We start from the raw sequence: 12,747 nt of genomic DNA, 5'->3' as shown, positions 1-12,747 counted from the left end.
TCTTCCGCGATCGAGAGTTGTGATAAACATCCCACGCCAAGTCCTGCTTTTACTGATTGTTTGATGGCTTCTTGTCGGTTTAATGTAAAAGCTACTTGTGCCTGGATGTTAATGGCTTGGATGGCGGTATCAAAGATTCGGCGAGTTCCAGATCCATTTTCACGTAATATCCAACGCTGCTGTCCTATCTGCTCATGAAGTAATTGCCCAAGGTGTGCTTGAGGGTGACTTGTGTGGCAAAACACTTCTAGCTTGTCTTCGTGCCAAGGTGTTATCTGTAATTGGCGATGTTGAGCTGGGCCTTCGATCAAGCCAATATGACCCTGTCCTTTTTCTAATGTGGCAATGACATTTTGTGTATTGGTTATCTTAACGTCGGGTACTACTTCAGGGTGTAGATGGATAAATTCTGCCAGTAAGCTAGGGAGTAAGTAAGTCGCAATAGTAACACTGGCAGCGATACGTAATGGGCCAGAGATTGAGCCATCTCCCGGCGTATGTAGGCTGTCTATCAAGTGTAATATTTGGCTGACCTTGGGGAGCGTATCTCGGCCAACTTCAGTAATCATAAGCTCACGGCCTATACGTTGGAAGAGTGGGTAGCATAATGTTGATTCAAGCTCTCTCAGAGATTGGCTAGCAGCGGATTGGCTCATGGCTTGCTCATCAGCGGCTGCCGTTAACTGGCCGAGTCTCGCGGTTGCTTCAAAAACTCTTAATTGCTTAATAGATACGCTCATAGAAAATACGCTCGTAATAACTTGTTTGATACAGCTGTTTCGTAATGATTATTCGGTTTTTCTAATGTGTCGTATCTAATAATCCCATTATACTTAATATTTGTATAGGTGGATTATGAGTGAAACAGGCCTTTACTCGGAGTTTCCTCATGTCTCAAATACTAGCGTTACCGTTAATTGCGATAGTGGCTATTCTGCTTGCCAAAGTACCCGCTATCGCACAGTTCGGTTTAAGTGCTTTGCCACTGGCTATCATTTTGGGGATTGTTGTTGGTCATTTAAATACGCGTAAATTTGCTGATAAGGAGGTTATATTTACACGTTTTTGTCAGCAAAAATTGCTTCGCGCGGGAATCATTCTCTTTGGATTTAGTTTGAGCTTTCAGCAGATTATCTCTGTGGGCTGGCAAGCACTTGTATTAGATTTACTCGTCATTACGAGTGTATTTTGTGTAGGTACTTACGTCGGTGTTCGCTTTTTTAAATTAGATAGAGAGCTTGCGATCCTTACCTCGGTTGGTAGTGCTATTTGTGGTGCAGCAGCTATTCTTGCTACTGAGTCTGTATTAAAGCCACGTCAGCAAAATGTGACTATCGCTGTTGCTACGGTGGTTTTGTTTGGCACGATAGCTATGTTCAGTTATCCGTTTATTTTTCAGTTTTCTGGCATGAGTGAGCAAGCCTTCGGTATTTATATTGGAAGTACAGTACATGAAGTGGCGCAAGCCGTAGCGGCAGGGGAGGCTATTGGGGGAGAAGCATTGCAAAATGCGGTCGTTGTTAAATTAATCCGCGTGATGATGTTAGCGCCGTTTATTCTCATCTTGAGTGCGTTTCTGACCCGTAGCAGTGATGGCTCATCTGGCGGTAAAATCGCTATTCCATGGTTTGTGTTTGGTTTTATTGCGGCATCGGGTATTAATAGTCTATTGCTGTTGCCAGAGACGTTGCTAAGTATTCTACAGTGGGCTAGCCAATTCTCTTTAGCGATAGCGATGGCCGCTTTAGGTGTTCAAACGCGCTGGAGTACTATTAGGCAGGCCGGTGTTAAGCCAATGATATTATCGTTAATGCTCTTTGTTATGCTGATCTTTGGCGGGTTTTATTTGAGCCAGTGGTTGATAGTTGGCTAGTTATTTATTAAAGCGTGTCAGTCAGAATAACTGACACGCTAAGGTCTTAATGAAAGGCCTTTTAGCTTTTAACGGCGGTTGCTGCTTTCATAGCATCTTGGCCTTTTTTCCAAAGGTTGCCCTGCCATAATTCTTCCAGACCAGTCTCGCCGGATGCCCCTTGAGTTGTCAAGTAATCGTAGTAAGCGGTGGGTTTATGACCGGTGAGGTTGTAGAAATCCGGGCTACATCGACAGTAAAAACCGTTGACTAAGTATTCGAAGAATTCTGCGCGAGTAGCACCAAAATCGTTTTCGAAATCGACCATAGATTGCGCGCGATACTCGATTGTCTTATCCATGGCACGGCCAAGATCAGCAGCAATTTCAGCCATGGTCTGTGACTGGGGGCCGGTAATATCATAGAACTTATTAGCGTGGCGTTCTGGGCCTTCGTTCAATACTACAGCTGCGGCTTCTGCAATATCTCGGGTGGCAACAAAAGAGTTACGTGCTTTACCTAAGGGATTACTAAACCAACCTTCTTGGGCGATATTGTCGCAATCGGTCTTTAAAAGGTGGTTCATAAAAAAGTTGTTGCGCAATACTGTCAAATTTAGCCCCGCATCAATCAATGCTTTCTCACCCCACCAATAATGCTGCAGCATCAGTGGAATCGATGCGCCTTCTCGGGAAGAGTGTTGTTCTGCCTGATAAGATGCCGTGTTGGTATCCGCACCCATGCAGCTTACACGTACCACGTGTTTGATGGTGTCGGTGCGGGTTGCCAGTGCTTCGCAGAAATTCAGGTGGCCTTCCAGCATAGGGTCCAAAGATGCAGAGTAGATAGCGCTTACACCGTTTAAGGCGGCATCCCAGCTGGTAGCATCATTCAGATCAAAAAATACTGTTTCATCAGCGCCTACGGCTTTCAGGTCGGCAATTTTTGACTCGGTGTGGTAGCAGGCACGTACCGTAAACTCGCCAGCTTGAGATAAGCGGGCAACCAGTTCTTTACCAATGCGGCCCGTAGCCGAGGTAACCAGAACAATAGCTTTGGTCATTGAGTGTTTCTCCGGATAGAATTAAAATGATCTGTAGTGGGGGGCATAAATGAAGATTGCAGTGAGCTGCGCGTAGTTACCCTTTTACAGCATCTTCTGTTAGTTGATGGTGTCTAGGGTAGGGCCAGTTAAGCGGTTGTTGTAGAGCCTGGCATAGTGAGGTATTTAATGAAACGGGTAGTGATGTGAATGGGCGTGTCAGTCACCATAACTGACACGCATTTTGGCTTTTATAGGCAAATGCTTTTAAATAGGTCAAAGTACTCAGGGAATGTTTTACGTGTGCATCCCGGGTCATTAATAGTTACCGGTGTATCACTGAGAGCAATCAGTGAAAAGCACATAGCCATACGGTGATCATCGTACGTATCAATTGCAGCATGTTGTAGCTGTGCAGGTGGGGTGACTTCGATAAAGTCATCGCCTTCAACAACAATGGCGCCAACTTTACGTAGCTCTGTTGTCATGGCTGCTAGACGGTCTGTCTCTTTTACTCGCCAATTGTAGATATTTCGAATCGCGGTAGTGCCTTTAGCAAATAATGCTGTTGTGGCAATGGTCATGGCGGCATCGGGTATATGGTTTAGATCCAAATCAACAGCCGTTAGCTCTTTGCCTTTTGTTACTTCGATATAGGTTGGTCCATAAGTAACCTTGGCTCCCATTGCTTCGAGTACCTCGGCAAAGCGTTTGTCGCCTTGCACACTGTCGGCTCCCACGCCATAAACGCGTACAGTGCCGCCGGCAATCGCAGCGGCGGCTAAAAAGTAAGATGCAGAAGATGCATCACCTTCAACCATTATCTCTCCAGGTGAGCGGTACTGTTGGCCCGAACGAATAACAAAAGACTGATAATTGTTATTAATAACCTCAATACCAAATAAAGACATGGTATGTAAGGTGATATCGATATAGGGCTTAGAAACAAGTTCACCATCAACGTGGATGGTTAAGTCGTTTTTAGCAAGTGGGGCAGCCATGAGTAATGCGGTAAGAAACTGGCTTGAGATATTGCCCTTAATGCTGACTTCCCCACCTTGTAAGCCATTGGCTTTGATATTAAGAGGAGGGTAACCCGGTGTGCCAAGGTAATCAATGTCGGCACCAAGAGTTCTTAATGCGTCTACGAGGTCGCCGATTGGGCGCTCGTACATGCGTGGTTCACCTGTTAATTCATATTCGCCATTGCCTAAGCAAAGGGCTGCACAGAGTGGCCGCATGGCCGTCCCTGCGTTACCTAAAAATAATGTGCTGTCTGTTTTCCCTAAAGGTTGTCCTCGTCCGCTAACGGTGCAAGATTGGCGGTCATCCGATAGCGTATAGCTAATACCGAGTGAGCTTAATGCAGTCAGCATGTGGCGTATGTCATCACTGTCTAACAAGTTAGTGATGGTCGTATCACCTTCTGCGAGAGCAGCAAGCAGCAAAATGCGATTAGATAGGCTTTTTGAGCCTGGAATCTGTACCTCACCGGCAACAGAAGAGATGGGCTGGAGTGTCAGGCTTTCCATTAAATTAAGGGCTCTATAGTGGACAATTATCAAGGGTATATAACGTACCTTGTGTTGCTCATAAGGTCGAGAGTAAAAGCATAAAAATTATCCATAAAAATAGTTTTTTCTGTCATGTCGACAGTGCTTTTAACGGATTCGATAACCTATGTTGATGAGCATCAATGAACGTTATTTATATATCAGAGATACTGTATATGAAGAAAAAAGAAAAATGTAACCCATCAAGGAAATACACAATATGAGCATTGAACATCACGATTTAATACATGAATTACCTGAGTACCGCGATCAGATTCATTCTCTTAAAATGAATGATGCACATTTCTCCAGATTGTTTGATGAATACCATATTCTCACTAAGCAAGTGGAGCGTATGGAAACAGAAGCAGAACCGGTTACAACTCATACTGAAGAAGAGCTAAAAATTAAACGTCTTCATTTGAAAGACCAATTGTTCGCAATGCTTCGCGCGTCAGCATAAAATGAAGTGAGTATGTAGTCTTCTTTATATGAAGTAGACGCATACAGCGCTAAATAAAACACCCGCCGTAGCGGGTGTTTTTGTGTCTGCTGCAATGATCGAAATAGGGGTATGTGGTATATATACTTCATTTACATCTTTATATAGATAGGGTGACATGCAGTCTTTTAGATTTAGTTGGAAGTATATTTTAAGCATTACTCTTGAGCACAAACGCGAGCTTGTTTTTGCAAACTGGGTGGCTATTCTAGCGACAATTGCCTCAGTCCCTCTGCCATTATTAATGCCACTGTTGGTTGATGAGGTCCTGCTAGAAAAACCAGACGTGTTGATTAATACATTATCACCTCTATTTCCTGAGCAGTGGCATGGCCCTGTTCTTTATATTGTATCGATACTAATCATTACGGTTATATTACGCACGATTGCACTCGTACTGAATGTTTGGCAGGGTCGTCAGTTTACTATCATTTCAAAAGACATCATTTTCAGGATGAGGAAAGTAATGCTGCAAAGGCTAGGACGAATCTCTATGGCTGAGTATGAAACACTCGGTAGTGGTTCTGTTAGTTCTCATTTTGTGACAGATTTGGATACGGTTGACCGCTTTATAGGGAGCTCAGTAAGTCGTTTACTAATTGCATCGTTATCGATTATCGGCACTGCGGTCATCCTCCTTTGGATGCACTGGTTGTTAGCGCTTTTTATTATGTTTTTGAATCCGGTTGTGATTTATTTCACAACGGTCATTGGTAAGCGTGTCAAAGAGCTAAAAAAGCATGAAAATAAATCCTACGAAGTATTTCAGGGAGCGTTAACAGAAACCTTGGATGCGATTCAGCAAATTCGGGCCAGTAACCGTGAGCAACACTATTTAAGCCGGTTAGTGGATGATGCGCGCAGCGTTCGAGATAACTCCAGTGCATATGAATGGAAAAGTGAAGCGGCGAGCCGTTTTAGCTTTTTGGTATTTTTGATTGGTTTTGATTTGTTTCGAGCAGTATCAATGTTGATGGTTGTTTTCTCGGATCTTTCAATTGGTCAAATGATGGCTGTGTTTGGCTATTTGTGGTTCATGATGGGGCCGGTTCAGGAAGTGTTAGGTATCCAGTATGCATATTATGGAGCTAAAGCTGCATTGGCGCGTTTAAATCGAATACTGGAGCTACAGCAGGAGCCACAATATCCCGCTATGTATGATCCATTTCAAGATTCTGCAAGCGTTAGTATCGATATAGACAATGTGAACTTTTCGTATAGTGATGGAGCGCCGGTACTAAACGGCCTTTCTCTGCATATAAAGAAAGGGCAGAAAATAGCGCTTGTAGGTGCTAGTGGCGGTGGAAAATCAACGTTTGTACAAGTGTTGCTTGGTTTATATATACCTCAATCAGGGCAGGTTCGTTTTAATGGTATCCCGGTCGAACAGATTGGCCTTGATGTTGTCAGAGATAATGTGGCAACTGTATTACAGCATCCTGCACTATTTAATGGCACTATTCGAAGCAACCTTTGTATGGGAAAAACCTTCACGGATGAACGTTTATGGAAGGCCTTAGAGATAGCACAGTTAGATCAGTTTATTTATTCTTTGGAGGAAGGTTTAAATACATTGGTTGGTAGGCAAGGGGTGCGCTTATCGGGAGGCCAAAGGCAGCGCTTGGCAGTAGCTCGAATGGTTTTATCTGATCCCAAGGTAGTGGTTCTTGATGAGGCGACTTCTGCATTAGATACTGAAACGGAGCGCGCTTTACATAGTGCATTACAAACTTTCTTAGAAGGAAGAACGACACTTATCGTTGCCCATCGTTTGAGTGCAGTAAAACAAGCAGATCATGTTTATGTGTTTGAGGATGGGCAAGTTGCAGAGGAGGGGGGGCATAAACAACTAATTGAGCAAGATGGGCTTTATGCTCGGCTTTATGGGCAGCACTAACTGGGCTGATGCTTGATTGGGACGTGTTAAACGTGAGCTAGTATTTAACTACTCTTCTACAGTGGATTAATTGAGGCGATAAAATGATTTTCTTTAACAAAAAAATGGGCGGTACTGTATTGGGTGCTATCGCCATGACTTTAGTGCTGTCAGGCTGTGCGTCGTCCAGTTTGACGGGTAAATCTTATAGCCAAAGCGAGGCAAGGCAGATACAAACAGTTCGTTACGGTACGGTACTATCCGCCACGCCGGTTGTAATTGAAGGGCGTAAAGATGGTGTTGTAGGTTCTGGAGCGGGTGCAATTGTAGGTGGTCTTGCAGGAAGTACTCTGGGTGGCGGTAAAGGTAGTAGTATCGCTGCTGTGTTAGGGGCTGTTGCTGGGGGAATGGTTGGTCAGGCGATAGAAGAAAATACCACACGAAAGCAGGGGCAAGAAGTTACAGTGCGTTTATCTAATGGTGAAACATTATCTATCGTGCAAGAAGTAGAGAATCAGTCTTTCTTTCAGGTAGGCGAGCAGGTGCGTCTGCTGAAAAGAGGCGGTGTAGCACGTATTGTTTACTAGAATGTAAACGATACATTGCTGAGTCTGCTTAAATGACGGGCATAAAAAAGGCGGATTAAAAATCCGCCTTTTTTTATAGCAAGAGTCTAGTCTTTACTAGCACGAGGCTTGCGAGGAGCAGATGATCTTGGCCCTCTATTTGATGGGCGTCCACCTTTAGATGGTGTGCCTGCACCGTCAACGGCTTTAAGATTTAGACGCTGTCCGCAGACTACAATTTTCTGTAGAACGGCAACGGTTTCTTTTGGTAAACCGGCAGGAAGATCTACAAAAGTAGCTTTGTCTTTGATCTCAATCTGGCCAATGAAACGACTCTCGATGTCAGCTTCGTTTGCAATTGCACCAACAATGTTGCCTGGTTTAACACCGTGCTCTTGTCCGACAGATAGGCAATAGCGCTGCATGTCAGCATTTGAAGTTTCGCCGCGAGGTTTGCGAGGTCTGCGCTCACCGCGTTCAGAACGACTGTCTCTTCCGCCACTATCTCTATCATCGAAAGCTTTAGGGCCTCGAAGCTCTTTTTCGCTGATAAGTAGAGGTGTTTGTCCTTGTAATAATACAGCTAAAGCAGCCGCAATATTAATAGGATCCGTGTCATGTTCTTGCTGATATTCAGTTAGCAGGTCTAGATATTGAGATAGATCCTGACTGTCCATAGTCTCGCTGATCTGCTGTTTAAAGCGATCTAGACGTTTTACATTAATATCTGCTGCCGATGGAAGTTCCATTGGCTGAATCTTCTGACGAGTAGCTTGTTCGATCATGCGTAGCATGCGCTGTTCACGAGGAGCAACGAATAGAATGGCTTCACCAGAACGACCAGCACGGCCAGTACGGCCAATACGGTGAACATAAGACTCAGTATCGTATGGGATGTCGTAGTTAAGAACATGGCTGATGCGTTCAACATCTAGGCCACGAGCAACAACATCTGTAGCGATAAGAATATCTAGCTTGCCTTTTTTAAGACGTTCAACTGTGCGTTCTCGCACTTGCTGAGAAATATCACCATTAAGTGCTTCACAGGCATAGCCGCGAGCAGATAGCTTCTCGGCCAACTCAGTAGTTGCTGACTTGGTGCGCACGAAAACTAGCATAGCGTCAAATTGCTGCATCTCGAGAATGCGAGTAAGGGCGTCTAGTTTATGAACACCGCTGACACGCCAGTAATGCTGCTTGATTGTCGTAGCAGTAGCCGTTTTACTAGCAATCTTAATTTCAACAGGGTCTTTAAGATGCTGTAGCGCCAACTTGCGAATGGCTTGCGGCATTGTTGCAGAGAATAAAGCAATTTGGCGTGTAGGTGGAGTGTGACTTAATATCCAGTCGACATCATCAATAAAGCCCATGCGTAGCATTTCATCTGCTTCATCAAGTACGAGCGTTTGTAGGCTGTCTAGTACTAGGGAGCCACGACGGATATGATCCATCACGCGTCCTGGTGTGCCTACAACAACGTGTACACCGCGACGTAATTGACGTAACTGAACATCGTAAGCCTGACCGCCGTAAATAGGAAGTACATGGAAGTTAGGCATGTGACGAGCATAAGTCTGAAAAGCTTCAGCTACCTGAATAGCCAGTTCTCGTGTTGGAGCCAAAACTAACAACTGCGGATTCTTCGTATTGATATCAATACGCGTCATAATAGGCAGAGCAAAGGCACCTGTTTTACCAGTACCTGTTTGTGCCTGTCCAAGTAAATCTGTTCCTTCAAGAAGGTGAGGAATACATTTAGCTTGAATTGGCGAAGGTGTTTCGTAACCGATCTCTTGTAGCACTTGCAACAAAGGAGCGGCCAAGCCCAGTTCTTTAAAGGCGGGCTGGTCGTCTAATGACATCTAATTGAACCTGTTATAAATCTAGGTCGATTAGATCGACCGGAATGGAATGATAATTAATTATTATAGAAGATATAGCCCATATAGTACAGGATGCAATTTATCAAGTTCTCTATGTATGGGGATGATGCCACTATTTATAATTGCAGAACCAGAACCTAGGTGGGGAAGTAAGGGCTACAATATCTGATCATTCATCATTGCGTTGTGTTTCATCCAGCCATAGAAGTGTCTTTTTGGCTGATATATCTTTCAGCAAGACTGATTCTGCAAGCATGACTAAAAATTGCTGATCAAGTAATAGCTCGCTAGCGAGTTCCTTGCACAGATAGCAGGAATCATTGTTGATATTTTTATACTCAATATATAAAAATAAAAAAGTGGATGCATTTCCACTATTGTCTTTACGTTTACCATGGCTGCTCCAAACACGCAAAGGGCAACTATGGGTTTTGCTGTATATGATTTTATCTACTATCTGCTCATCAATAGAGCTATCTTGATGGCTCGATTGGATTGAAGATAGGTCTGCTGTTGGTTGGTGTGCTTCAAACATGTGGGCTCCTGATAGGGAAAAATCAAAAGCTGACGATACAGAGGGGCCTGGTTAATTGTCGATAGACCGCATCACCGATATTCGGTATCCACCTTGCTCAGGTTGGCAGGTTGGCGAGGACGTCAGCCCTTCTCTTGATGTTGTGTACAATCTATCATCTAGCCATTTCGCCAGCAATAGCTCTTCATCTAAAAAAGGACTTTGTATGGTGTTAGGCTGTTACCCAGAGAATGACTGCATCACTTTCGCTTGTTGATGTAAGAGCATGACCCATTTCACAGTCGTAATAGGCGCTATCACCTTCGTCTAGGCTAACGGGCTCATAAAATTCAGAATAAAAAATAATACTGCCACTAATCACGTAAAGGAGTTCTTCACCTTCGTGTCTGACCCAATCGCCAAACTCTTCAAAAGATCTTGCCCGTACTGTAGTGCGGTAAGGCAGCATTTTTTTACTGGTTAATTGGTTTGCCAGCAGTTCATGTTCATATGTAGGGGTAGGGTGGGGCTTACCTTCGCCTGCACGAGTGATATCTCTCCTACCTCCGGCTCCTGCAGAACGTGATGGTTGAGAAAACAATTGTGGTATATCAATTCCTAAACCAGCAACTAATTTTGATACGGCACTAAAGGTGGGTGATATTTGCTCATTTTCTATTTTTGACAATGTGGACCGGGCAAGTCCTGTTAATTTGCTGGCCTCTTCCAGAGTTAAGCTTTGGCTGAGTCTTATTTCGCGAACACGCTTCCCTAGCTGTAGAGGCTCAACCGACGCTTCGCTTGTTGCATTTTGCGTAACGATGAAAGCAGGGTTTTCACTATGCTCTGGTAATTGCGGGTCAGACATGAATATCTCCATTTCTTATTATGTGTGCTCAGGTGGATCGTATTAGAGAGTTAGCATCAATCTGAGAATGTGTTGGGTTGGAGTGTATTTTTGCAGATTATGGGGGATATGGACATAAAAGTTTCTTATATGAAAGATTTTGATGCTATTTTTTTGCTTTAAATGGAGCAGCAACCCCGATACCTGATTTTCCATTATTCTTGACGTAGTACATTGCCCTATCAGCTCGAGTGAGGAATTGGTCAAAAGTCTCTTCATGGTTTTTATAAATGGCAATACCGATGCTTGCGCCAAGCTTGCTATGAGAGTTGTTGAACTGAAGAGGAATCTCTAAGCTCGCTAATATTTTATGCGCTAGATGGTGGGAGCCCTCACGTGTGCTATTTTCTAGAAGAATGAGAAACTCATCACCGCCTAATCGACCAAAAATATCACTTGATCTTAATAAGGTTTGAGTCTTTTTGGCAAAGCGGATAAGGGCTTGATCGCCAGCAGAGTGTCCGAGCGTGTCATTTATTTCCTTAAAGCCATCAAGGTCTATGTACAGTATGGCGGGAGTTAACTTGTTCCTCTTAGCTAATTTTATAAACATGTCGAGATAAGAAGAAAGTGCGGAGCGGTTAGCCAAACCTGTGAGTGAGTCATGGGTCGCTAAGTGGATTAATTGTTCTTCAGCTGCGCGGCGAGTGGCAACTTCGCGTTTTAATTTTAGATTTAGTGATAGTAGGTAAAAACTAATGCTTGCGAGTATTGCCATCAGCGCTACTGCTGAGTAGATAATCGGTTTCCAAAAACTCCAATCGATAGTATTGCTTTGCTTATATATGAAGCCGTCTAGGCTGTGTTTATTTCTAATAATTCCAGAGTCAACCAGCATGTCGACGATGTCTTGCCACCTGTTTGGGTTCATGTGACCAATTTCAATAAGCTCAGGCATGATAAGTTCGTGAGCCATATTAAGTTCAAAGCGAAGGTACCCAAGGTCTTTCTTTGTTTCGTACTCGTTTTTAAAAAGAGTGATGGCTTCTTCAGGGTGGCTTAGAGCGTACTCCCATCCGCGAAGGCTGGCAGCAATGAATGCGTCGGTTCGTTTTTTCTGGGCAGGCAGGCTGAGCTTGTTCGTGATTAAAATGTCGCTATAAAAATCAATCCCGTAGTCTATAGGTTTGATAAGGTTGTAGGGTATTCTTAATTGCTCTAAAGCGTAAGGTTCATTAGAGATGTAGGCGTTAAATACATCTACTTCGCCAGTAATTAGGTCGTTAAGATCTGCGCTGGTTGCAATAAGATTTAGGTCAAATTTTGTTAGGTTTTGCTGTTTCAGCAGTAGCATTAATTCGGGGTCTTGGCCGCCAGGGAATATCATGACATTTTTTCCCGCGAGGTCAGCAGGCGTGCGAATACCGGAAGAGCGTTTGGTAAGAAAGGCACTAGGTGAGTGCTGGTAAATTGCTGCTAGAGCAATTATTGGCTCGCCATACATGAACGCAGTAAGGGCGTTGCTATTCTCAACGCCGTAATCAGCACGGCCGTTGACTACTTCTTGCCAAGGAATTATTCCTGGGCCGCCTGCTTTGATGATGACGTCAAGGCCCTCTTCATCATAAAACCCTTTGGATTTAGCAGTGTAGTAGCCAATAAATTGGGCTTGGTGGTGCCAGCGAAGCTGAAGTGTGACTTGCTCAGTAGAGTGGGCCGACTGCGGTAAAAGGCCTAAAATAAAAAATAAAAGAAATAGTGCCCGCACATGTCAGTCCTTGATTAAAGTAGCTAATGCTTATTTAAAAGTAAGATCTCTAGGTATGCAAACTAAAAATAAGTGCAAGGAGTATATGTATAGAGTTGAAAGATTGCTAAAAGTATTTCAAGAAGAGATGAAGTATTGAAGTAAAGATGGTCGGAGCAGCAGGATTCGAACCTGCGACCCTCTGGTCCCAAACCAGATGCGCTACCAGGCTGCGCTATGCTCCGACAAGTCGAACAGTATATAAGGATATATGTTCTTTGGGATAAATGGTCGGAGCAGCAGGATTCGAACCTGCGACCCTCTGGTCCCAAACCAGATGCGCTACCAGGCTGCGCTATGCTCCG

The 12,747-nt window shown here is 44.0% G+C and carries 11 protein-coding genes, 2 tRNA genes and 1 riboswitch; of the genes, 4 read left to right on the top strand and 9 right to left on the bottom strand.

All coding sequences use genetic code 11. The features are described from left to right. On the bottom strand, positions 1-740 hold a 740-nt coding region (locus tag QZZ55_RS18915; RefSeq protein WP_293268983.1), incomplete at its 3' end, for a LysR substrate-binding domain-containing protein. Between the two features lie 149 nt (positions 741-889). Between QZZ55_RS18915 and QZZ55_RS18910 the strand changes: the two genes are divergently transcribed. Further along, positions 890-1,873 carry a YeiH family protein gene (locus QZZ55_RS18910; protein ID WP_293268982.1) on the top strand — a complete coding sequence of 328 codons (984 nt, stop codon included), beginning with the start codon at positions 890-892 and terminating at the stop codon, positions 1,871-1,873. Positions 1,874-1,934: 61 nt separating this feature from the next. Here the strand turns inward: QZZ55_RS18910 and QZZ55_RS18905 are convergent, their stop codons facing one another. Beyond that, the gene (locus tag QZZ55_RS18905) at positions 1,935-2,915 is read right to left on the bottom strand and encodes an NAD(P)H-binding protein (protein WP_293268981.1); all 981 of its coding nucleotides are present in this window, start codon (positions 2,913-2,915) and stop codon (positions 1,935-1,937) included. Positions 2,916-3,145: 230 nt separating this feature from the next. After that, positions 3,146-4,426 (bottom strand): 3-phosphoshikimate 1-carboxyvinyltransferase, encoded by a 1,281-nt coding sequence (aroA, locus tag QZZ55_RS18900; RefSeq protein WP_293268980.1) that lies wholly within the window; start codon positions 4,424-4,426, stop codon positions 3,146-3,148. A gap of 241 nt (positions 4,427-4,667) precedes the next feature. Between aroA and QZZ55_RS18895 the strand changes: the two genes are divergently transcribed. The 3 genes from QZZ55_RS18895 to QZZ55_RS18885 all read left to right on the top strand — a co-directional run bounded on the left by QZZ55_RS18895 (position 4,668) and on the right by QZZ55_RS18885 (position 7,412). Next, positions 4,668-4,910 carry a DUF465 domain-containing protein gene (locus tag QZZ55_RS18895; RefSeq protein ID WP_293268979.1) on the top strand — a complete coding sequence of 81 codons (243 nt, stop codon included), beginning with the start codon at positions 4,668-4,670 and terminating at the stop codon, positions 4,908-4,910. Positions 4,911-5,067: 157 nt separating this feature from the next. Beyond that, on the top strand, positions 5,068-6,846 hold the full coding sequence (locus QZZ55_RS18890) for an ABC transporter ATP-binding protein (RefSeq protein WP_293268978.1): 1,779 nt from the start codon (positions 5,068-5,070) through the stop codon (positions 6,844-6,846). An 83-nt stretch (positions 6,847-6,929) separates the two neighbouring features. After that, entirely contained in the window at positions 6,930-7,412 is a 483-nt protein-coding gene (locus QZZ55_RS18885; protein ID WP_293268977.1) for a glycine zipper 2TM domain-containing protein, read from the top strand. Positions 7,413-7,498: 86 nt separating this feature from the next. Here QZZ55_RS18885 and QZZ55_RS18880 read toward each other — a convergent pair whose 3' ends face one another. The 6 genes from QZZ55_RS18880 to QZZ55_RS18855 all read right to left on the bottom strand — a co-directional run bounded on the left by QZZ55_RS18880 (position 7,499) and on the right by QZZ55_RS18855 (position 12,747). Continuing rightward, positions 7,499-9,253, bottom strand: a complete 1,755-nt coding sequence (locus QZZ55_RS18880; RefSeq protein ID WP_293268976.1) for a DEAD/DEAH box helicase — start codon at positions 9,251-9,253, stop codon at positions 7,499-7,501. A gap of 190 nt (positions 9,254-9,443) precedes the next feature. Beyond that, complete coding sequence (locus QZZ55_RS18875; RefSeq protein WP_293268975.1) at positions 9,444-9,809, bottom strand: hypothetical protein; 366 nt, start codon at positions 9,807-9,809, stop codon at positions 9,444-9,446. 41 nt (positions 9,810-9,850) lie between these two features. Beyond that, positions 9,851-9,955: riboswitch (SAM-I-IV-variant riboswitch) on the bottom strand. A 65-nt stretch (positions 9,956-10,020) separates the two neighbouring features. Further along, complete coding sequence (locus tag QZZ55_RS18870; RefSeq protein ID WP_293268974.1) at positions 10,021-10,656, bottom strand: XRE family transcriptional regulator; 636 nt, start codon at positions 10,654-10,656, stop codon at positions 10,021-10,023. Positions 10,657-10,801: 145 nt separating this feature from the next. Continuing rightward, on the bottom strand, positions 10,802-12,403 hold the full coding sequence (locus QZZ55_RS18865; RefSeq protein WP_293268973.1) for a GGDEF domain-containing protein: 1,602 nt from the start codon (positions 12,401-12,403) through the stop codon (positions 10,802-10,804). Between the two features lie 147 nt (positions 12,404-12,550). Further along, positions 12,551-12,627: transfer RNA gene (locus tag QZZ55_RS18860), tRNA-Pro, on the bottom strand. Positions 12,628-12,670: 43 nt separating this feature from the next. Further along, positions 12,671-12,747 (bottom strand) — tRNA-Pro (locus QZZ55_RS18855).

It is taken from the genome of Neptunomonas sp., assembly GCF_016744175.1.
Lineage (GTDB): Bacteria > Pseudomonadota > Gammaproteobacteria > Pseudomonadales > Balneatricaceae > Neptunomonas.
The sequence above is the reverse complement of the archived record's forward strand: the minus strand, read 5'-3'. Positions and strand labels throughout refer to the sequence as shown.